Source organism: Collinsella sp. CLA-ER-H5 (genome assembly GCF_040092375.1).
Lineage (GTDB): Bacteria > Actinomycetota > Coriobacteriia > Coriobacteriales > Coriobacteriaceae > Collinsella.
Map to the genome: position 1 here is coordinate 44,568 of NZ_JBBNLR010000009.1, position 23,007 is coordinate 67,574.

13 protein-coding genes are annotated in these 23,007 nt (G+C 63.1%); 1 reads left to right on the forward strand and 12 read right to left on the reverse strand.

Going from position 1 to position 23,007, the window contains the following annotated elements; translation table 11 throughout:
- Positions 1-74: 74 nt before the first annotated feature.
- The 11 genes from AAAX31_RS04870 to AAAX31_RS04920 form a co-directional block, all read right to left on the reverse strand.
- Positions 75-1,742, reverse strand: coding sequence for a formate--tetrahydrofolate ligase (locus tag AAAX31_RS04870; protein ID WP_117778469.1), 1,668 nt, complete (start codon positions 1,740-1,742; stop codon positions 75-77).
- Between the two features lie 144 nt (positions 1,743-1,886).
- Complete coding sequence (gene ruvB, locus AAAX31_RS04875; RefSeq protein ID WP_022095140.1) at positions 1,887-2,954, reverse strand: Holliday junction branch migration DNA helicase RuvB; 1,068 nt, start codon at positions 2,952-2,954, stop codon at positions 1,887-1,889.
- The gene (ruvA, locus tag AAAX31_RS04880) at positions 2,954-3,574 is read right to left on the reverse strand and encodes a Holliday junction branch migration protein RuvA (protein ID WP_349076361.1); all 621 of its coding nucleotides are present in this window, start codon (positions 3,572-3,574) and stop codon (positions 2,954-2,956) included. The genes ruvB and ruvA overlap by 1 nt, the downstream gene beginning before the upstream one ends.
- On the reverse strand, positions 3,574-4,095 hold the full coding sequence (ruvC, locus tag AAAX31_RS04885; RefSeq protein ID WP_022095142.1) for a crossover junction endodeoxyribonuclease RuvC: 522 nt from the start codon (positions 4,093-4,095) through the stop codon (positions 3,574-3,576). Before ruvC ends, ruvA begins: the two co-directional genes overlap by 1 nt.
- A gap of 164 nt (positions 4,096-4,259) precedes the next feature.
- A complete protein-coding gene (locus AAAX31_RS04890; RefSeq protein WP_349076362.1) occupies positions 4,260-6,245 on the reverse strand; it encodes a hypothetical protein in 1,986 nt (661 codons plus the stop codon).
- Between the two features lie 117 nt (positions 6,246-6,362).
- Positions 6,363-6,725 carry a desulfoferrodoxin family protein gene (locus AAAX31_RS04895; RefSeq protein WP_089572163.1) on the reverse strand — a complete coding sequence of 121 codons (363 nt, stop codon included), beginning with the start codon at positions 6,723-6,725 and terminating at the stop codon, positions 6,363-6,365.
- Between the two features lie 150 nt (positions 6,726-6,875).
- Positions 6,876-10,340, reverse strand: coding sequence for an SNF2-related protein (locus tag AAAX31_RS04900; protein ID WP_349076364.1), 3,465 nt, complete (start codon positions 10,338-10,340; stop codon positions 6,876-6,878).
- Between the two features lie 161 nt (positions 10,341-10,501).
- Entirely contained in the window at positions 10,502-14,305 is a 3,804-nt protein-coding gene (dnaE, locus tag AAAX31_RS04905) for a DNA polymerase III subunit alpha (protein ID WP_349076365.1), read from the reverse strand.
- 176 nt (positions 14,306-14,481) lie between these two features.
- A complete protein-coding gene (locus AAAX31_RS04910) occupies positions 14,482-18,114 on the reverse strand; it encodes a UvrD-helicase domain-containing protein (RefSeq protein ID WP_349076367.1) in 3,633 nt (1,210 codons plus the stop codon).
- Between the two features lie 3 nt (positions 18,115-18,117).
- A complete protein-coding gene (locus AAAX31_RS04915; protein WP_349076369.1) occupies positions 18,118-21,216 on the reverse strand; it encodes a PD-(D/E)XK nuclease family protein in 3,099 nt (1,032 codons plus the stop codon).
- A 186-nt stretch (positions 21,217-21,402) separates the two neighbouring features.
- The gene (locus tag AAAX31_RS04920) at positions 21,403-21,702 is read right to left on the reverse strand and encodes a YerC/YecD family TrpR-related protein (protein WP_022094855.1); all 300 of its coding nucleotides are present in this window, start codon (positions 21,700-21,702) and stop codon (positions 21,403-21,405) included.
- A gap of 324 nt (positions 21,703-22,026) precedes the next feature.
- Between AAAX31_RS04920 and AAAX31_RS04925 the strand changes: the two genes are divergently transcribed.
- Positions 22,027-22,392: a phage holin family protein gene (locus AAAX31_RS04925; RefSeq protein WP_055250947.1), complete on the forward strand. Its 366-nt coding sequence runs from the start codon at positions 22,027-22,029 to the stop codon at positions 22,390-22,392.
- A gap of 140 nt (positions 22,393-22,532) precedes the next feature.
- Here the strand turns inward: AAAX31_RS04925 and AAAX31_RS04930 are convergent, their stop codons facing one another.
- The gene (locus AAAX31_RS04930; protein ID WP_117564502.1) at positions 22,533-22,961 is read right to left on the reverse strand and encodes an Rrf2 family transcriptional regulator; all 429 of its coding nucleotides are present in this window, start codon (positions 22,959-22,961) and stop codon (positions 22,533-22,535) included.
- Positions 22,962-23,007: the final 46 nt, after the last annotated feature.

A 23,007-nucleotide genomic window follows, 5' to 3' on the forward strand; every position in this document is an offset into this window, starting at 1 on the left:
GCGGCTAGAAAACAAAAGCCCCGCCGGGCCTTGGTAGGCGCGACGGGGCGGGCAAGCAGCTATGGGCAACAAGCTTAGAACAGGCCGGTGATGTTGCCGTCGTTGTCGACGTCGATGTTCTCAGCCGCGGGGACCTTGGGCAGGCCCGGCATGGTCAGAACACTGCCGGTCAGTGCGACCACAAAGTGGGCACCGGCGGAAACCTTGAGCTCACGCACCGTGATGCGGAAGTTCTCGGGAGCGCCCAGGGCCTTGGCGTTGTCGCTAAAGCTGTACTGCGTCTTGGCCACGCACACCGGCAGGTTGCCAAAGCCGTTCTCGCGCAGCTCGGCGAGCTGGCGCTTGGCGGCCGGCGTAAAGTCAACGCCATCGGCGCGGTAGACCTTGGTGGCAATGGCCTCAAGAGCGTCGGCGACATCGGCGCCGTCCTCATAGGCAAACTTGAGCTCGCTCGGCTGCTCAATCAGACGCATGACCTCATCGGCAAGCTCGAGCGCGCCCTCGCCGCCCTTGGCCCAGACCTCGGAAAGCTTAACGTTGACGCCGAGCTTCTGGCACTCGGACTCGATGAGAGCAAGCTCGGCCTCGGTGTCCGTCGGGAAACGGTTGATGGCGACCACGCAGGGCAGACCATAAACGTTCTGGATGTTGTCGACATGACGCAGCAGGTTGGGCATGCCAGCCTTGAGTGCCTCGAGGTTCTCCTCATTGAGGTCGGCCTTGGCGACGCCACCGTTGTACTTCAGCGCACGAGCGGTCGCGACGACCACGACGGCGCTGGGACGAACGCCCGTCATGCGGCACTTAATGTCGAGGAACTTCTCGGCACCCAGATCGGCACCGAAGCCGGCCTCGGTAATGGCGACATCGCCAAAGCGCATCGCCATACGCGTAGCCATGATGGAGTTGCAGCCGTGGGCAATGTTGGCGAAGGGACCGCCGTGGACAAACGCGGGCGTGCCCTCGAGCGTTTGCACCAGGTTGGGCTTGAGCGCGTCCTTAAGCAACGCGGCCATGGCACCCTGGGCCTTAAGGTCGCGGGCACGGACGGGCTCGCCGGCAAAGCTGTAGCCGACGACGATCTCACCCAAGCGTTCCTTGAGGTCGCTGATGCTCGTAGACAGGCACAGGATTGCCATGACCTCGGAGGCGACGGTGATATCGAAGCCGTCCTCGCGCGGCACGCCCTGGGCCTTACCGCCAATGCCGTCGATAACGTGGCGCAGCTGACGGTCGTTCATATCGACGACGCGCTTCCAAGTGATGCGCTTAACGTCAATACCGAGCTGATTGCCCTGCTGGATGTGGTTGTCGAGCATGGCTGCCAGCAGGTTGTTGGCAGCACCGATAGCATGAAAGTCGCCGGTAAAGTGCAGGTTGATATCCTCCATGGGGATCACCTGAGCCCAGCCGCCACCGGCAGCACCGCCCTTAACGCCAAAGACAGGGCCGAGCGAAGGCTCGCGCAGGGCCACGGCGCTCTTGACGCCGCGGCGACGCAGGCCATCGGCCAGACCGATGGTCGTGGTGGTCTTGCCCTCGCCCGCAGGCGTTGGGTTGATAGCGGTCACGAGGACGAGCTTGGCCTGGTGATCAGTCGGCTCGTTGAGCAGTGAATAGTCGACCTTAGCCTTGTCGAAGCCGTACGGAATCAGGTGCTTTACGTCGACGCCGGCGTTCTTAGCCACCTCGGTAATGGGCAGCGGCGTGACGGAACGTGCGATTTCGATGTCAGTAGGCATGGGCGGTCCTTTCGTTACCGAATGAGAAAAAGACCAATTCAGCATAGCACGGGCGCGCAATAGTAAAACGCCCATAACCGATGAACGGCGATATGTTTACCCGATGCCCAGCGATAGCCCAACAGCCCGCCAAAACAAAGCGCCTTAAACGGTAGGTTCAATCCCCAGGTGCTCAAAGGTGCGAAGGGTTGCCTGACGGCCCTGCGGCGTACGAATCATCAACCCGCACTGCAGCAAATAGGGCTCATAGACATCCTCGAGCGTGCCCGGGTCCTCGCCCACCGCGCTGGCAAGGGTCGTAAGTCCCACGGCACGACCGGAGAACGTCTTGGCGAGCGTCTCCAAAATGCGAATATCCATCCAGTCCAGACCGAGCTCGTCGATCTCGAAGAACTCGAGTGCCTGACGGCAGATATCGAGCTCAATGGGACCGTTGCCGCGCACCTGCGCATAGTCGCGCACGCGCTTGAGCAAGCGGTTAGCCAAGCGCGGCGTGCCACGCGAGCGCGAGCCAATCTCGAGCGCGCTCGGATGGTCAATCGTCACGCCCAGGATAGTCGCCGAGCGCGTCACAATCTGGGCGAGCTCCTCAACGGTGTAGTAATCCAGGCGATACGAAATGCCAAAGCGGTCGCGCAGCGGGCCGGTCAACATGCCCGAGCGAGTCGTTGCCGCCACCAGCGTAAACTTGGGGATATCCAGGCGAATCGAACGTGCCGCCGGACCTTTCCCGATCACGATATCGAGCGCAAAGTCCTCCATCGCGGGGTACAGGACCTCCTCGACCGAACGGTTGAGACGGTGGATCTCGTCGATAAACAGCACGTCACCCGGCTGCAGGTTGGTAAGGATAGCCGCCAGGTCGCCGGTGCGCGCGATGGCCGGACCACTCGTCGTCTTGATCTGAGCGCCCAGCTCGTTGGCGATAACGGTGGCCAGCGTGGTCTTGCCCAGGCCCGGAGGGCCCGAGAAAATCACGTGGTCGAGCGTCTCGCCACGGCTCTGCGCCGCTTCGATCAACACGCGCAGGCTCTGCTTGATGTGCTCCTGGCCACAGTAATCGTCCAGGCGCTGGGGGCGCAAAGTGCGGTCGACATCGAGGTCCTCGGCCGTCAGCTCCGAGCCCACCATGCGCTCGCCGTGCGCCATGGATGCCGCCGGCGAGTTGCCGGGCGTCGCCCACAGGTCCTGAGAGTCATCGGCTTCCCACATCACGCATCCATTCCGAGTCGCTTAAGCGCCGCGCCGAGCAGATCCTCGACACGCATATTCTGCCCATCATACCCGCTCAGGGCAACATCGGTCTCCTGCGGACTAAAGCCCATGGAAACGAGTGCCGCGCGGGCGTCATCGATGGCCGAAGGAGCGGCGGCGGGAACCGGCATCGCAACCTGGCCGGGAATCACGTCGACCGGCACAAAGCCCTTGTCCTTGGCAAAGGTACTCTTGAGTTCCAGGATCAGGCGCTGAGCTGTCTTTTTGCCTACACCGGGTACCTTGGCCATGCCCTTGTCGTCCTCGGCCATCACCAGGGAATACAGCTGTCCCACGGTATAGGTGGAAAGCACGGCGAGCGCCAAGCGCGGGCCAACGCCCGAGACGGACACGAGCCGGTCGAACATCGTGCGCTCATCCTTTGAGGAAAAACCGAAAAGTGTCATGGCATCCTCGCGCACCTGCATACGCGTGTAGAGGCGGACCTCGCCGCCGGGCGTCGGCAACGTGGCCGCAGTGCTGCCCGAGATGCCGAGCTCAAAGCCAACGCCCGACACATCGACGACAGCAGAGCTCATCGTGGCCTCGACAAGCGTTCCGTGGAGCTGGGAAATCATCAGTATCCGGTTCCTCTCTGTTGATAGAACTCGCCACCGGTGAGGGCGCGGGTGCGGCTGAGGTTTACATGGCAGATGGCGCAGGCCAGGGCATCGGCGGCATGGTCGGGATGCGGGTCGTGGTCGAGCTGCGTGAGCGTGCGTACCATGTAGGCGACCTGCCGCTTGTCCGCGGCGCCGGTGCCCACCACAGCCTGTTTGATCTGCATGGGCGTGTACTCGCCAATCTCGAGCGCACACTCCGAAAGCGCCACAAGCGCAGCGCCGCGGGCATGTGCCGTGGGGATGGCCGAACGAACGTTGGCGCCAAAGTAGATGCTCTCGACAGCAGCCGTGTCGGGTCGATAACGCTCGACGACATCCTTAAGGTCATGGGCGATATGCGACAGGCGCACCGCGAGCGGACTTCCGGCACTGGTCTCGATGCAGCCATAGGCACGGCAGCGGACCTCGCCACGCCGCTCCTCGATAATCCCCCAACCCGTATGAGCCAAACCGGGGTCGATACCCAAAATGACCAAGCCAACCTCCCCTCGCCACAAGTACGGCGCAAGACAAGACCTCGCGCACTATTCACGAACGTCTGTTCTAGAATAACACAACGGGGGCAAAGTGCTTAAAGCAAGATAGATTCGGCAGAAGCAATGTGTGTAAGAGAATCTCTCCCGCAATGTTTCCGTCTGCCCTAGTTCTGGCTAAAGAACGGGAACTGCCTCGGATCCACCGGCGGATGCGGCATCGGGCCACCCTGGGGACTACCTTGCGAGCTGCCCTGACCGCCCATCATCTTATCGATGACGTCCTGAACCTCGCCCTCGAACTTTTTCATACCCTCATGCAGACGACGCTGGCCATCCTCAGAGCGCAGCTCCTCCATCTGCTCGGGCGAAATACCCAGTAGCTCGCCCAGCACGCCCATCATCTCGTTTCGCACGCGCTCGCTCGTATCCTCGTCGGCAAAGCGGCGCACCTCGGCGCGTGCCAGCGAATCGACCGTCATGCGCTCCTTGCCGCTCAGCCCCAGGTCGGACCACGCGAGCATGTACGGCCAGGCGCGCTCAACAAACGAACGTGCCGAGACGATCGGCGCCGTCGGCAGCATGCGGCGGGCGGCCTCACCCTGGCGCACAAGCATCAGCAGCAGCGAGCAAGCCTCGGGCTTGCCGGCGGCCATTGGGATGTCGTCGAAGGGTCGGTTGCGGTCCACGTGCGCCTCGAGCGTGCCATCGACCTCGCCCGGCTCGAGCCCACCGAGCAGCTGCGCCGCGCGATCGAGCATGTCGACCGGGCCGTCGAGCGTCGAGAGCGCCCGCGCCAGCACGCGCTCCATGCAATCTTCCACCGCGTTGAGCGTCACGAGCTCTTGGGGCACCACGGCAGACGTGCGGTTGCGCATTCGCGCCACAAACTCGAGGGTCGACAGGTACACATCGCCAAAGGGCGCGTAATCGCCCTGGTAGCCACCGCAAAGCGCCGGCGCCGCCAGCGCGTACTCGGTTTTGGACAGCGGGCTCAGCGCCATCGCACCCAGCTCGAGCGCCGTGTCCTCCAGCATGAGGCCCAGCGTGCGCGAGCGCAGACGCTCGGCATCGCCCGCCGACACGTCGCGATCGAGCACACGCGCCGCATCCGGTGCATCGCGCTCGACGGTGCGAATGTGCAAACGCTCGGCGATGGCGCGGACGGCGGCACAGCGGGCAGCCTCGGCCTCTTCCTGCGCCGGCGTAAAGATACGGTTGCGCCCCAGCACCAGGCCAATCACATTGCGCGGGCCCAGAGCGTCGACGGCCAGCGCCGCCAGCAGGGACGACGGCAAGTCGCCCTCGAGTGCCACCACGGCGCGCGACGCACCGTGGGCCCGGGCGTTGTCGCGCACGGCAAGCACCAGCGCCTGCCACAGCCACTCCTCGGAACGGAACTCGGGCAGTTCGTGATCTTCCAGGGCATCGAGCATCACGCCGCGCTGAATCTCCTGAACCAGCAGGCTCTCCTCAAAACACGGCGCCTGGGCCACCACGCGACCGCAGTCGTCGAGCACAAACGAACCGCCGGTATACACCGACTCGTCATAGGCACCGACCGGCGCCATGCAGGCAAACCACACGCTGCGCTTGGATGCGATCTTGCGGTAGGCGCCGCTGCGAACGGCGGCAATGGCAGTAGTCTCGCGGTCGGTCATGTCAAACGCGTTGAATTGGAAATACGCAATGAGGTCAACACCGGTCGGCAACATCTCGAGTTCGCGGTCCAAGTCAAAAATCACGGCAATGCGTACGCCGTCCACGTCGAACACCGGCGGCGCCCAACGCGTGTCGTTGTTCTCGCCACGCTGCAGGGCAATGCTCGAACGCGCCGGCACCACATGACCGTCCTTGAGCATCATGTAGTCGAGTAGCGGCTGGCCCTCAAACGAAACCGCCGCGGGCACGATGCAGATCATGTCAAGCTCCTGGATGCGCTCGGCGACACCAGTCAAGCCGGCAAGCATGTCGTGCTCAAAGTCGGCAGCGCCCACCAGGCCACCGGGCATGGCGCCCATAAAGAGCGGAGCCGGAACGCACAGCACGCGCGCCCCGCGCTCGTGGGCCAGACGAGCCTGGTCCTCGATGCGGCCGCAAATGCCCTCAATATCACCCAGGCGCATATCGATCTGTGCAAGCGCGAGCTTCATGGCTCAGCCCTTTCCGTCGTAAACCATCGTTGTCGTAGTAAAAGCGCCGGCCGCATAATGCAGTCGGCGCTCGCATGTGCATATGCTAGCTATGATACCCCGAGCGGGGGCGCGCTCCTAGAACGTCGCGGACCACAGCCCGTGCAGGTTGCAGTAGGCATAGACGGTACCGGTCTTGGAACCGCCGGCAAAAAACGTCGCGGGCTTCATGCCGGGCTCAAGGTAATGGACCTCTAAGCGGCCCTCGGCCTCAAGGGCGATCCACTCAATATAGTGCTCGGGCAGGCTGGGGTGCTCGACCGAGCCAACGCGTGCGCGAATCACGTGACCGTCGCGCTCGGTCTCGACAACAGGCACGTGCTTCTCGTGCGCCGCGTCCTCAGTGTTTGCGGTCAGTTCCGTGCAACCGGCAGGGGTTGCAACGTCGTTGCCAAGGGCGGCAATGAGCTTACCGTCGGGGTCCTTAAAGAATTTCGCCATGATGTTCTCCTTTGCTGACGTGCCAATGTTCTTGATGGTTCTTATGCCCAAAGGCAGACAAACCATCCACGGCATTGCAAATGAACACATAACGGGCGGGGACGATGGGGCAGCGTGCGCTATCCACCCTGGCGGCCCCACCCGAGCGGGTTAGCGCCCGTCGCCGCCCAGCAGCGCCAGAACATCTTCGCGGGTAAACAGCGCCGACGAGATGCCGTCGCCGCCGAGCACGCTGTTGACCAGGTCGCGCTTGGACTCCTGCATCTGCATAATGCGCTCCTCGATCGTGTCCTTGGCGATGAGCTTGTACACGGTCACGGTATGTTGCTGGCCAATACGGTGCGCGCGGTCGGTCGCCTGGTCCTGCGCTGCCACGTTCCACCACGGGTCGTAGTGGATGACCACGTCGGCCGCCGTCAGGTTAAGGCCCACGCCGCCCGCCTTGAGCGAAATCAAAAAGACCGGAACCTCGCCCGCTTGGAACTGCGCGACCATCTTGGTGCGGCTCTCCTTAGACGAAGCGCCCGTGAGCTTAAGGAAGGCGATGTCCTCCTTGGCCAAGCGCTTACCGATGATATCGAGCATACCCGTAAACTGGCTGAACAACAGGATGCGATGCCCGCCGTCGAGTGCGCCGTGCACGAGCTCCATACACGTATCGAGCTTGGCGCTCCCCGCCTTGTAATCCTCGTAGTGTAGACGCGGGTCGCAGCAGATCTGGCGCAGCTTGGTGAGCTCGGCGAGCACCTTGAGTTTGTCCTTCTTAAACTCCCCAGCCTCGCGGTGCTGCACCTGCTGGGCGATGCGGTCCTGGTTTGCCAGGTAAAGCTTGCGCTGCTCGCCGGTGAGCTGAGCCATGACAGTGTCCTCGATCTTCTCGGGCAGGTCGGCCACCACGTCTTCCTTTACGCGGCGCAGCACAAACGGCGACACGAGCGCCTGCAGGCGAGCGGCACTGTCGCCCTCGGCGTGCTCGACCGGGCTTTCGAAGCGCTTGGCAAATGATTCGCGCGTGCCAAGCAGGCCCGGCATCAAAAAGTCGAAGATGCTCCAGAGCTCGGATAGGCGATTTTCGATGGGCGTGCCCGTCAGGGCAAAGCGCACGCCAGCCGGCAGGCGTTTTGCGGCGCGCGCCACCTGGGTGAGCGGGTTTTTAATGTACTGGGCCTCGTCGAGCACCACGCGGGCAAAATCCTGCCCGACGTACTCGTCGATATCGCGGCGCATAAGGTCATACGACGTCACGGCCACGTTATGCTCGGCCACGCCGGCAATTTGCACGCGACGCTGAGCCTTGGCGCCCACGATGGCGCACGCATCAAGCGAGGGGGCAAAGCGCTCCAACTCGGCAGTCCAGTTGTACACGAGCGACGCGGGGCATACCACGAGTGTTGGTTTGGTGTCCCCCGCCTCCACGCGCGCCAGAATGTGCGCGATCATCTGCAGCGTTTTGCCCAGACCCATGTCGTCGGCCAAGATGCCGCCAAGGCCCAGGTGTTCGAGCGAGCCGAGCCACTGGTAGCCGTCGACCTGGTAGCCGCGCATCGTTGCCTTGAGCGATGCCGGCACCGTAAAGTCCATCTTGCCGAGCGTGTCCAGGCGCTCGACGGTACGGCGGAACGCCGCGTCGCGATCGGCCTCGAGCGCGGGCGTGCGCGCGAGCATGCTATCGACGAACAGGGTGCTCGACGCGGGAAGCGACACGCCGTCGAGCAGGTCAACGGCATCGACACCCAGGTCCTCGGCGAGGCCAAACGCGGCTCGGGCGCCCTCGTCCAGGCGAATGATGTCGCCGGACGTAAGGCGCGCAAACGTTTGATGACGCTTGTACGAATCGAGATAGACGGCAAGGTCCGCGGCCGAAAGGCCGCTCGCGCCCAGCTCGACGTCGAGCAGGTTGCTCTTGACGGTTGCACGCACCGAAAGCTTGGGCGCGGGGCGCACCGAAATCTGGCGCAGGCGGTCGCTGAGCATGACCTCACCCAGCTCGGACAGGGCAGACAGACCCTCGGTCAGCAGGCAGAACAAGCGGGCGTCATCGCGTTCCTCAAACGCCAGGCCGCCCTCGTAGAAATCGAAGTACAGGGCCGCCGTGTCCATAACGCGAAACTCTGCCACCTCGTCGCGAGGCGGCACGCCCGGGCGCTGCTCTTCGAAGGGGCTGCCCGGAGCGCCCAGGCTAAAGAGATCTGCCGACCAGTCGCCGTAGGTAACCGTAACTTTGCAGGTCACGAGCCCATCGTCGACGCCGATCGCCATGGCAAAGCTCGGCTCGGGCGCCACGGTATCGAGCGCAGCGGGCGCGGTAAGGTCGGTGTAGTCGCGCAAAATGGGCAGCGCCATACGACAGAACTCCCCCACCTGGCCGGCAGCGATATGGACCGGCGTGCGACAGGGCAGCAAGCGCGATAGAAACGGCGCCGCATGCTGGGCAAACGCTACATCGGTACGGCGCGCACGGCGGGTGTCAACCAGATAGGCAACGTCGCCCGAAACAAAGCAGTATGCATCGGCCGGCAGGCGCAAATCGTAGCTGCCACCAGCCGCCGGCGCGATTTTGGCGGCAAGGAGCGGTGGGTGCTTGGACGGCGCCTCGTCCTCCCCTTCCGGAGGCATCTCGACCGCCACGTCATAGGTGCGATGCGTCGTCGTCCCCCGCGACCAAGCGGGCTCAAAGGAGATGGTCTGGCCGCGCAGCAGGTCCAGCACATATACGATGCTATGCTCGGACAGCGGCAACTGACGCTCGGCGACAAAACCGCTGCGGGCAAAGTCGTACGACGCCGAACGCGAGCTTGTGATGTCATCGAGATAGGCAACTGTCGTCACAACAAGGTTGAGCAGCTTTGTCGACACGTCTTCGAAGGCTTCGGGTGTATGGACAAACGTGAGCTTCTTGCCGTACGAGAACGTGCCGCCTCGGACATAGGCGTCGGCCATGCCGTCGATATCCTTAACCACGTAGGACACCGAACCGCAGCGAATGCGAAACTCGAGCGCCCAACTAAAGCGGTCGGCGAACAGCGGATTGTAGTACGGCACCAACGAGGGCTCCAACGCCGCTTTGGGGGCGTCGGGATCAACGGCACCGGCAAGCTTGCGGCGCATGCTCGCCAGCTCATCCATGCGTGCGTCCGAAAGATCGGAGAGCGCCGCCATGAGGCTCGGGCTCGTGGGGACGGGCGCTGGGAAGGGAAAGTTGGGGTTGACGGCCGGCGCTTTGGGCGCGGTGCGCGCGGGCTGTTTCGACTGCGCCGTAAACGCGCGGACCGGCGTGCGCAAACCTTCGACGGGCTCGGCGCCGCTGGCATCCAAATACGCCAGAGCCGTGGCAATAGCGTGCTTGCACATACCGGGGTAACGATAGGCAGCGGGGCAATCGCAGTCGTAGTCGATCACCTCGTGCTCGTCCATGTCGAGCGCCACGCGCGTCTTGTACAGGTCGCCGCGCGAGCCGCGCACCGAGCCCTCAACCGTCACGTTTTTGGAGAAGCGCGAGCCGCTGTCCTCAATCGACAGCACGGCGCCGTTGAGCATGAGCGAGCGCCCCTTCATAAAGGTGCCGCTCAGCGCCGCCTCTTTCCGAAGCGCCTGCACAAACGTCCCCTGTGCCATCACTTCCTCCAATCCACACAGGGTAGCTAATTTGGGACGGGGCTATTTTAGCTACCCCCATATGTCGGTTGAGACGCATTCCGACCCCGACTCATTCGCCGTCAGTCAAAGGGTAGCTAAAATAGCCCCGTCCCAAATTAGCTACCCCAGCAAAGGCACCCCTAGATCACCGTCACTCTGCCTTGGTTACCCACGATGGCCTTGGCCTCGGCCAGCAGCGGAATCGAGCGCGCGTTGACCTTGGCAGGTACCTCGGCGCGCAGCACGCGCCCGTCCACCTGCTCGATAAAGATCTCCACGCGGTCGCCGCCCGGGTTGGTGGTGAGCACCGTGGCCAGGCGCGCCATGTTGCCCTGGCTAAAGCGGCTGTTGGGCACCATGACCTCAAAGACCTTGGGCTTGTTTTTCTCCTCGCTAAGCTCCAGCGGCACAATCTCCTGCGCGATGATCTGGTCGCCGCGGTCCGAGCGCTCGAGCTTGCCCTTAATGCGCACAAACGCATCGGACAGCTGTGCACCGGTCTCGGGATCGACCTCGCCGTACAGGCACCCCTCGGCCTCCTTGTAGGTCTTGGGGAACACCACGACCGTGGCCTCGCCTTCCATGTCCTCGAGCTGCACGATACCCATGGGATCGCCGTTTTTGGTCACGCGCTTGGACACGCTCGAGACCATACCGGCCCACCACAGCGCCTTGCCCTCGGGAATCTCCTGGTTGATGGTACCGCCCGTGGGGTTTTGCACCTCGTAGCCGGTGTCGATCTGCGAGAACGAGAAGTCGCGCGCTTTGCTAAGTGCATACTCAAACGGGCGCAGCGGGTGGTCCGAGACATAGATGCCCAGAACCTCCTTCTCCTGGCTCAGCTTAAGGTGGCGGTCCCACTCCTGGCCATCCGGATCGGGCACGCTCACCTCAAAGCCCGAGCCCTCAACGTCGCCAAACATGTCGAAGAACGACGTCTGACCGCTTGCACGATCCTTTTGGCGCTTTACCGCGGCATCGATGATGTTCTCGGGGTTGTTCTTATCCACAAAGTGCATCATCTGGCGACGCGGATACCCCGTGGAGTCGAAGGCGCCTGCCTTGATCAGCGATTCGATCACGCGGCGGTTTGCCTGGCTGGAGTCCACGCGCTCGACAAAGTCGTGCAGTGTCTTAAACGGGCCGCCCGCCTCGCGCTCGGCGATAATCGCCTGCGCCACGCCGGTGCCCACGCCGCGGATGCCAGCCAGACCAAAGCGCACGCCCTCCTTGGTAGCCGTGAACTCGGTACCGGACTCGTTGACATCTGGCGAAAGCACGGGGATGCCGTCGTGACGGCATGCCGAGACGTAGTGCACGATCTTGTCGGTCTTGCCCGTGTAGGACGTCAGAACGGCCGCCATGTACTCGTGCGGATAGTGCGCCTTGAGCCACGCCGTCTGCATAACCAGGATGGCGTAGCCGGCGGAGTGCGACTTGTTGAAGGCGTAGGACGCGAACTCGAGAACATCGTCCCAAATCTTCTGGGCGACCTCGCGCGTGTAGTTGTTCTTGATTGCGCCGTTCATCCAGTGGTCGTAGGTGGTCTCGTCCGAGCCATCCTCCCAGTGGAGCACCGTCGAGGTGAGCAGCTTGATCTTCTTCTTAGCCACGGGCTTACGGATACGCGAGTCCGATTCGCCCTTGGAGAAGCCGCACATCTCGACGGAGATGAGCATAACCTGCTCCTGATAGACCATGGTGCCGTAGGTTTCGCCCAGGATGTCGTCCAGGCGGTCGTCGTAGGAGACCGCCGGCTCTTTGCCGTTCATACGGTTGATGTAGGACGATACCATGCCGGCGCCCAACGGGCCCGGGCGGTACAGGGCGATCAATGCTACGACGTGCTTGTACTCGGTGGGCTTCATGTTTTTGATCGTGGCCGTCATGCCGGCGGACTCGACCTGGAAGACGCCGGCGGTGTGACCGGAGCCCATGAGCTTAAAGATCTCGGGGTCGTCAAAGGGGATCTCTTCCTCTTTGATGTCGATGCCAAAGTTCTTTTTAATGTTGGCCTTGGCCTTGGAGATAACCGTCAGCGTGCGCAGGCCCAAGAAGTCCATCTTGAGCAGGCCCATGTCGGCAACGGTATGGCCCTCGTACTGGGTAATCTCGACGCCGCCTTTGGTGTCGAGCTTGGTGGGCACGTGCTCGTTGACGGGGTCGCGGCAGATCAGAACGGCGCACGCGTGCACACCCTCGCCACGGGTAAGGCCCTCGATCGAGAGCGCCGTGTCGATGATACGGCGGGCGTCGTCGTCCTTTTTATAGGCCTCGGCAAAATCGGGGTTAAACAAATCCTCTTTGCCGGGCTGCTTGTCGAGTACCTGCTTGAGCTTGACCTTGGGGTCGCTCGAGACCATCTTGGACAGGCGCTGACCCATATAGACCGGGTAGTCCAGAACGCGTGCGGCGTCGTTGATGGCCTGCTTGGCCTTGATGGTCGAGTAGGTGATGACGTGGGTAACCTTCTCGGGGCCGTAGAGCTGGCGAACGTGCTCCACGACCTCGAGGCGCCGCTCATCGTCGAAGTCCATATCGATATCGGGCATCTCGGTACGCTGCGGGGACAGGAACCTCTCGAACATCAGGCCGTTCTCGAGCGGGTCGAACGCGGTGATGTTCATGGCGTAGGCGACGATAGCGCCGGCGGCCGAGCCACGGCCGGGGCCGACGCCGATGCCGTTGTCCTTGGCCCATTGCACGTACTCGGCAACGATCAAAAAGTAAGCGGCAAAGCCCTTGTCGCAAATGACTTTATATTCGTACTCAAAGCGCTCTTTGATGTTGACGCCGCCGATCTCGCGCGTGGCCCAATCGTCGCCGTAGTGCTGGCGCAGGCCCTTCTCGCACTCGCGGCGGAACTGGCTCTCGTGCGTCTCGCCGGGATCGAGCAGCGGGAAGCGCGGCAGGATGATGGAGTCCCAGTCCAGCTCAACGTAGCACTTGTCGGCGATCTCGAGCGTGTTGTCGCAGGCCTCGGGGCAATACGGGAACATCGCCCGCATCTCCTCCTCGGTCTTCATGTAAAACTCCGAGCCGGTCATGCGCATGCGGTTGGGGTCGTCGACCTTGGCGTTCATGCCAATGCACATGATGACGTCCTGCACGGGCGCGTCCTCGCGGCGCAGGTAGTGGAAGTCGTTGGTGGCGATGACCTTGACACCCACCTGTTTGGCAATGTCGATGAGCGTGCGGTCCATCTGCTCGTCGGTCAGGCCGTTGTCGGTGGTGATGCCGTGTTCCTGGATCTCGATGTAAAAGTCGCCGGGGTCGAAGGTGTCGCGGAAGGTCTCGGCCCACTTGATGGCGCCTTCCATGTCACCGCGGTCGATGTACTTGGGAATGATGCCCGCGATGCAGGCGCTGGTGCAGATCATGCCCTTGGCGTGGCGGCGCAGGTTGTCGAGCGTCACGCGTGGCTTGTAGTAAAAGCCCTGCACAGCGGCCTCGGAGACCGTCTGCATCAGGTTGACGTAGCCCTCCTGGTCCTTGGCCAGAAGAATCATGTGGTAAAGCTCGGGCTTATGGTCGCGGGCGAGCGTCTCGTCCGGCGTAAAGTAGACCTCACAGCCAAAGATGGGCTTAATGACCAGGGGCGGCTTGAGCTCGTCGATATTGCCCTTCTCGTCCCACATGGCCATGTCTTTGACGTACTGGGCATGCTCGCGCGGGTTTGCCTCGGGATCGGGCTCCACCAGCTCGTCGCGGCGGTCCTTTTCCAAGAAGGCCTTGTCGTGGCTCCACGTTTTGTACTCGGGCGTGTTGTGGTTGACGGCGTCGCAGGCCAGCGCCAAGTCGGGCACGCCATACATGTAGCCGTGGTCGGTAATGGCGACGGCGGGCATGCCCAGCTCTACGGCACGGTTGACCATATCCTGGATACGGGTTGCGCCGTCGAGCATGGAGAAGACAGTGTGGTTGTGCAGATGGACGAATGCCATGTGATGAGCTCCGATGCGGGTTCGTGTTCTGACTGAACGATTTTACCGCACGGCGTGGACAGCACCCGAACCTAGCCAAACCCACACGGCTCCTCTTGCAGTTGCGGTGAAATGCGGACTGTTTGGCGGCTTTTTTGGCCAAAACAGTCCGTATTCCACCGCAAGTTATCTGAGGGCTAGAGATTGTAGGTGACTACTTGAGGTTCGGCGGGTTCGACGAAGATGGTTGGATCAGGCTGCTCCACGCGGACGAACTTGACGGTCACGGCCTCAAAGCCCGCCTTGTGCAACACGTCGGCGTAGACGCGCGCCTGCAGGGCGTGCTTCTCGAGCAGCTGTTCCGGCGTCTCATCCGACGTGCCACCCGTCTTGTAATCAATGACCAGCGCGCGCGACGGATCGGCCGGGTCGGTTGCCAAAGCATCGATGGCGCCTTCGGCATATGCACCGTAGCGGGCGATGTCCTCGTCCTCGCAGCCCAGCGAGAAGAACGGCACCTCGGCGCGAACGCACGGCCACGCGAACAGCTCGGCACGAACCGACGACTTGAGCCAGCGCTCCAGAGCGACATCGAAGCGCTCGCGCTGTTCTGGCGTCAGGTGCCACAGGCGAGCCAGGGCGTCGGCACGCTCAGCGGGCAGCGCATCGGCACCCATCTCGATGAGCCACTGGCAGGCGGCGTGGAAGGCCGAACCCAAGGCCAGAGGATTGCCGGCGGGCTCGACAGCAGCCGCGTCTGCATCGGTCATTTCCGAGCCATCCGACTCCGCATCATCGCCGGCCTCGTCCATGGGCACGCGTGCCTCGGCGGCACGGTCCTCGGACTCGGCATGCAGCGCCGCGGCAATTGACGAGTAGCTGTACGAATCGCGCTCCGGATACGGGCAGGTGCCCATGCGCACGCCCACCGCCTGGGGATACACAAGCTCAAACGAATCGGGCTCGGGGTCGGCAGGACCGGGAACGGCGGCGCGAGCATCTACATCGGCACCCTCCGCCTCCGCATCGCCGCGGACAAGCCTGCCCTCGGCATCCAGTGAAGCGTTGGCCTCAAACGCCTGCTCGCCAAAGGAAAAGTCCGCGAGCGAAATGAGCTCGTAGTCGCCCGGCTGGGAGTTGTCGAACACCAGGCGGTCGGCATCGAGCTGCGGCATGTCCAGAGCGTCGGTCGGCAAAATACGGCGCAGCACGTCGTAGGTCAGATCGGTCTCAACGTCGAAGGTCGGCGCCGCCACCTTGCCACGGCTCACGCCGGCATCCATCGCCAAGATCACCAGCTCGCGCGCACGCGTCATGGCGACGTAGAGCAAGCGGGCCCGTTCCTCGAGCGAAAGCTGCAGGTCGTCGTTGCGCAGGCGGGCAAATGCCTCGGCGGGAGAGCCCGTCGCGCAGACATCCTCCATGAGCTCCGGAGAAAGCCACAGTGACGTGCCCTTGCCCTTAAACGCGTGCTCAAACTGTTTTTTAACGTCGTCGCCCTTTACGAACGTGCCGTCCGCGAGTTTAACGCCGTCAAAGCGTGCCGGTAGCGCCACAACCTGAGCACCGCCATCGACGCGACCCATCTGTGCCGCACCGGACGATTTGCGCACGCCAAAACACTCGGCAACCGCCACGACCGGATACTCCAGGCCCTTGGATGCGTGCACCGTCATGATGCGTACCGCGCCGTCGCCCTCCTCGTTGAGGGCACCCGGGGCTTCCTTGCCCGCCAGGAAGCGATCGAAGGCAAGCGCGATGGAGCGCGGCGAGTTACCGAACTCGGCCTCCGCCTCGGCCACGGCGTCGAGCGCCTTGAGCACGTTGGCAGCAATGGCCTTGCCCTCGGGGCCGCGCTGCGCCAGACGCACAAACCAGCCCGAAGCGTTGACCACGTCGCGCGCGATCGCCGCGAACGAATCGCGGCCCACGCGACGAAGCGCATACCGCAGCACCTCGCGGGCGCGCGTCACCAGTGGCAAGCCCTGCAAGCCGGGCACATCGGAATCGCTCATGATGCCAGCATCGATGTTGCGGCGCGACGTCTCCCCCGTCTGCTCGTCCAGCTTGGTCGCCAGCGCCAGGAATTCCTGAGCGCCGAGCGCAAACATCGGTGAGGCCAGCAGCGGCATAAGACCCTGCGCCGTATCGGCCGGGTTAGCAAGCGCGCACACCAGGGCACGCACCGTCTGCACCTCGGCTGCCTGGGCAAAGACCGAACCGCCTGCGATCACGCAGTCGAGTCCCTGGTCGCGGAAGGCCTGGGCGTAGACGTCGGCATTGGTCATGCGCCCCAGCAGCAGCACCATACTGCCCTGGGGCTGGCCCGCTTTAACGAGCGCTTGGAACCGCTCCGCAATCGCACGAGCTTTCGCCTGCGTTCGCTCCTGCGTGCTGCCGCCGGCAACGAGCAGCGCCTGGCGGCGCGAAGCCTTTGCCTTGAGCTTATCCTCGCGATCGTCACTCGGCTCAAGATCCAAGAACCCCTGCATCAAACCACCGGTATCGCCGTCAAAGACGCGTGCCACGTAACGCAGCACCTCGTCGTGGCTGCGAAAGTTGCGCACGAGCTTGACGAGCTCGCCAGCAGGGGCGTCGGATGCGACGGAGGTCTCGGGCGCAGCAGAGGAACCCACCTTGCGCTCCTGGCGACGGAATACCTCGACCTCGGCGCCACGGAAGCGGTAGATCGACTGCTGCGCATCGCCTACGGTGCACAGCGCGCGCTCCCCCGCGCCCGTCAGGTAACGGATCAAATCGACCTGCATCTGGTCGGTATCCTGGAACTCATCGATCATGACCATCTTAAAGCGGCCCTCATAGGCAGCTCGAATAGCCGGGTAGTCGCGCAGCGCCTCGTACGCCATGCGCAGCAGGTCATTGTTATCGAGCGCGGACTGGTCGGCCTTGAGCGCACGGTACTCCGCCTCTACGGCACGGGCAAGCCCCACCAGTGCATCGAGCGCGGGACCGCCGCAAGCAAGCACAATATTGATAAACGCATCGGCTGCCTCGGCCTTGAGTAGCTCCACCTGCTCCTTAGGAAACGCCTTGCTCGCCCGAGGCATGCTGCACGACATCATGAGTCGCGCCACATCCTCCATGGTCTTGCCGCTCGCCTCAAACGCGTCGATGGCGTCGAGTGCCACCTGCGCTTTCTCGGTCGTGGCCTTGCTCGCGCCCAGCGCCGCACGATAGGCATCGGCAAGCGCCGAGGTGTCGGCCTGGCCACGCGCAACGCGCACATCGTCCATGCCACCCGGCAGCTGGCTCGATAGCTCCAGCAGGTCGCGCACCAGGCCTTTGATGGTGGTACCGGCGCCAAACGGCCCGCCCTCGCCCGCCATGGGATACCAAGCGTAGAGGGCCTTAAGCGAGGCGGCGAGCTCAGGCGCGGCATCGGGCGCCGTCGCGCGCCCCAGCACATGCTCGACAGCCTGATCCATAAGCTCATCGGTATCGGTGAGCACCGTGAATTCGGGATCGATGCCCAGCTCCAGCGCGTGCGCGCGCAGGATACGCGAGCACATACCGTGAATGGTCGAGATCCACGCATCGTCGACGGTCAGGGCTTCCTCGTCCATGCCCTCGTCGATGAGCGCGCGGCGTACGCGGTCGCGAATCTCTGCCGCGGCGTCCTTGGTAAAGGTGATGGCGAGCACCTGGTCAAGATGCTCGACGAACGGACCGGATTCGGGCGAAAGCGCGTAGACGATGCGGCGCGTGAGGGTAAAGGTCTTGCCCGAACCGGCGCCCGCCGAAACAAACAGCGGACGGTCGAGCGTCTTGACGATCTGCAGCTGTTGCGGCATCAAGGTCGAAAGATCCATGGTCTACACGTCCCTCCTTACAAACGTTCCTTCGTGGTTATACGAGCAGCGCGCATGCGCGGCCTGAGCCGACGTCGGGTCGACGGCGGCAACGTTGCCCGCCTCGAGCTCGTGCAGGCGCTCGGCGATGCCGGCCTCCACGCGATCGAGCAGGGCATCGAAGTCCATGCTGCCACCCTCGCCGGGGAAACCTTTCTTAAGGCCCGGGATGCGACCGTCGCCGCGCTCTTCCTCGAGCAGCTCGGCGCTCGCGGCACCGCGCAACGCCGACTTGCCGCCCTTGGTCGAAAAGTAGAGCGCCGCGCGGGTGTCCAAATCCAGCGCCCGGCGCATGGCCTGGGCGTAGATGAGCGTTTGGGTATGTGACGGCAACCAGCGCGGATCGTCGATGGGCGCCATGCCCGATTCCTCGTCGCGCACCGTAGGGTCGGCGAGCTTAAACTCCTCAACGCCCGTGCGATGTTTGTAGTCGATCACCACGGCACGATTCTCGGCGTCCACGTCCACGCGGTCGATGCGCCCGCCAAGCGGCCAACCGGCATACTCGACCTTGAGCTCATTGAAGGCGAACTCCAGGTAACGCGGGGCAAAGGGGGCAAGCGCCTCGGACTCGTAGGCTAGCACGCCCTCCAACTGCGGCAAGATCTCGGCAACCTGGCGCTCCTCCACCGCAGAGAGCGGCACCAGCGGGCCCTCCGTGCCTCGCTTGCCGGCGTGCTCGGTCAACGTCTCGTCAAAGACCTCGCGCAGCAGCTCCTGTGCGCGCGGCAGATTCTCGGGCGTCACGCGCTCCATGCCCTCTTGGGGCAGACGGGCATGCAGATGCTCCAGCACGTCGTGGACAAAGTTGCCCTTTTCCATGTTGCCAAAGCCCGCGTCGATCGACTGGGGCTTCACGCGGTACGAGACGAACCAGCATAGCGGGCAGGTCGAATAGGCCTCGATCTGCGAGGCGGACGTCAGACGCGGCACGAGCGGCGCGTCCTCACCCTCGCCATCGCGACGGCGCAGGACCAAATACGGCACGGCCTCGGCACTCAGATGCTGAGGGGCTTCACAGGTCACGCGCTCGCGCTTGAGGCCTTCACCTGCCGCGGGATCAAAGTCGGCGATGATATCGCCCTCGCCCACGCGCATGGGCTTGGCAGCGCCAGCGGCCTCGGCATGTGCCCACAGCTCGGTCCATACGGCTGCCGGGTAGCACTCGCGTGCCTGGCGATCGTGCGTCACACGGGCGAGCGCGACCGGACCGCTCGCCGCCTGCATCGCACGGCCAAAGCGCACGCGCAGCAGGGCAGCGGGCTCCAAAGACACGCCGTCGCGGCGCAGCTCGGCTGTCAACGTGGCAAGCGGGCCCTCTTCGTGCGAAAGCGGATAGCCGTCCAGGTCGACATCGGCAAACAGCACGGCATCGTAGCTGCCAGGGCGAAGAACCGACGCATCGGCAAGCGACGCGAAGCGCACTTGTGCTCGTGGTGTGCGATCGACCTCATAGGTCTCGTAATCGTAGGCGGTACTGCGCTTGTCCACCTTGGTTCGAACGCCGTCGAGAACCGGCACGGTCGCGGCCTGCGACACGTCGAGCGCGCGAGCATCGTTCATAAGGATGTCGATGGCATGGCGCAGCAAAGCCGTCTCTGCCTGGCGACGGGCCTGGCCGTCAAGGCCGCCTAGAGCGCGATCGGGCAACGCCTCGGCAACGGCAAGCATGGCCTTAAGCGCCGTCACGGGCTTGTCACGCCACAGCGCCTGGAACACGTCCGAGACCACACACGGTACGTTCTTAAACCAGTTATCGTCGCTCGTCGCCTTGCGCGCGCCCCTCACCTGGCCCTGAACGCTCTGCAGCAGGCTCTTGACGCCCGCGGTAGTCTTGCTGCGCGAGAGACGCATATTCTTATCGAAGGTACGGGCATTGACGGCATCAGCGCCCGAAAGCGGACTGTAGATCCAGTCGGTAAGCTCCGGCGCGGGCCACCACTCAGTCTTGGAAGCGGTGCCCTCGTCGGCGGCTTTCATACGCTCGATCAGGTTGGCGAGCGCCGTAAACTGCCTGCCCGCGATGGACTGGGAAAACGCCGTGAACTCAGTCGTCTCGGCCGCAATGTGACGCGCCGCCAAACGAGCAGCGAGTTCGCCGAACAGCTGGGGCGCCCGGGCGGAAACCACGAGCACGCGCGCGGGGTCGGCGTTCGTCGCGGCGCCGTCGCGCGACACGGACTCCTCACATGCCGCGACCAGGTTCTCGAGAGCATCCACATAAGCGCGGGCGCGGGCATGGGGGCCGGCCACCTCTATAAAAAAAGGCTGAGCAACAGGCGCAGAAGCGGTCTCGGACGCGCCGGCGTCCTCCCCCAACGGGGCGGCCTCAAACAGCACACCGCGGGCATCAAAGGCGGCAGCCAGGTCCTCGCGCATCGCCGCCTGCTCGCAAGCGAGCAGCACGACAACCTCTCCCCCGCTGCTCGCCACGGCCGACAACAGCTCGAGCAGGCTATGCGTAAACGACGTGACCCCACGCACGCAGACGGTGCGGGTGCACGCCGGAAGGTTGTCTGTCAGCACCTCGGCCATAAGGTCAGCCGCCTCGCAGGGCTCAACCATGTCTCGACGATCCAAGCCACTCGCATAGGCGCTCAACAGCTCGAACACGCGGGCCTCGGCGTCGCTTTTGGGCTCGGGCCGAGCGGCGGCATCGCGACGGCGTTCGTCGCCCGTCCCCACCACGCCCGGCAACACGTCGCGGGCCATACGCGCAAGCATGCGTACCGTGCCTTGGCTGCGCGAGAGCGGCTGCAGAGCAGCGTCGTCGCGGCGGTCGATCATGTCCGAGAACAGCATCTGGCGCTGAAGGTTATCCACAAAGCTGCGGCCATCGCCCATAAGCTCCCACAGCGAGCGGAGCCACGATGTGGGCGTCTTGTAGTCGATGCCCAGCGAAGCCCCGGCTTCTGCCGCATCATGGCGGCACAGGTCGAGCTCGGCAAATGTTGGCGCCAACAGAACAGCGCGCCCGTGGCGGGCAACCAGGTCGGCCAGCAGCGCCGCCTCGGCATCGCTCAAATCCGTGCCGGCATTAGTGGTATAGATTCGAACAGGCATGGTCCTCCACTCAAACTGTTCGCAATATTCAACACATCTATCCTACCCGCCCGCACGGACAACCTGCCCCCAATGCACCAGATCCCCTCGATGATCCGTTTTCCTCCGTCCCCAAGGGATCAATTTCGACACATAAAAACCGCCCCCGAAGGGGCGGCTCCGGCTGATTCGTTTGTTGCCGCTGGCCTACTCGCCATCCTCCAGTTTGATGAGGATCTTGCGATAGCCGCCGTACTCGCCGTTGAGTGCCTTTGAAACGCGGCTCACCGTAGTGGACGAAGCGCCGGTGCGGGCCTGAACCTCAACATAAGGCTCGCCCTCATCCAGATAACGCGCAACCTGCAGACGCTGCGATAGATCGCAGATCTCGCGCGGCGTGCAGATATCGGTCAAAAACGCTTGGATATCCTTCTCGTCATCCAAAAGACTAAATGCGTGGACCAGCTGCTTGACATCAGGCTTGTCAAACATGTTCTCGATATTCATCGATCACCGCCAAACCCGCCAAAAGGCATCGAAGTTGATACTGACATCGGGCATCGTTCGCCCGTTCTATGCAATAGGGCAACGCGTGTGGCTTTTGCCCGTAGCAGTTTAGCACACCACCAAACTAAAGCGACAAAACTCTCTGCCAGCGGCGCATTTTCTAGGACGAACGCCGTTTTGAAACCGAATGCGCACGTAAGCTCCACGAATATCTGAGACAATGGGCGGCCGAACAAGGCGGCACACCCGAGCGGCCGTCCAAGCTGCCGCAGCAAACCGCTTCACGCGACACCGACGCACCCTGCGCAAGAAAGGATTCACACCATGCGCTTTATGCTTAACTGGCTCTTTACCTCGATCGCCATCGCGATTGCCACGTTCCTCGTTCCCGGCATCCAGCCCTTCGGTTTTGCCGAGGCCTGGGTCTGTTTCGCCTTCGTGGGACTGTTCCTGAACATCGTCGATTCGCTCGTCAAGCCGTTCCTGACGGTCATCTCGCTGCCGCTCACGATCATTACGCTGGGTATTTTTCAGCTCGTAGTCAACAGCTTTATGCTCGAGCTGGCCAGCTATCTGTCGGTCAATCTGCTGGGCGCGGGTATCTCCATCGCCAGCTTTGGATCGGCCTTTATGGGCAGCATCCTGGTGTCCATCATGCGCAGCATCCTCGACAGCATCGCCGAGGGCTAAAACGGCCATTCCGGCCGCGCCCGTCTCAACAGCCCAAAACGAAGGCCGCCCATCGCAAAAATGGGCGGCCTTCTTATTTGCCAAGTCTCAAAGGGCGAGAGAATCTGCCATTTCCACCCCGTCCCCAAATGGCAGGTGGGCTAGATCACGTAGTCGTAGCCTTCGTTGGGAGCGACAAGTTGATCGAGCGTCACACCGTCGAGGTAGTCGTTGATAAGCTTGTCCAGGTTCTTCCACACGTCGAGCGTGGGGCACTCGTCAGAGCGCGAACAACCCTTGCAGTCGCCATCCAGGCAGGCGACCGGCGCCAGGCTGCCCTCGGTCAGGCGCAAGATCTCGCCCACCGTGTACTGCTCGGGCGGGCGCGTGAGCACATAGCCGCCGCCCTTGCCGCGCATGCCCGAGAGCATGTTGGCGCGCACGAGCGTAGCCAGAATATTCTCGAGGTACTTCTCCGAAATACCCTGACGCGCCGCAATCTCTTTAAGCGGGATGCGGCCTGTCGCCTGGTGCTCGGCCAGGTCGACCATAACGCGCAGGGCATATCTGCCCTTTGTGGAAACCAACATATATATAGCTGCCTTTCGGTCTTTTAATTCGTAGAAATTCTAGCCG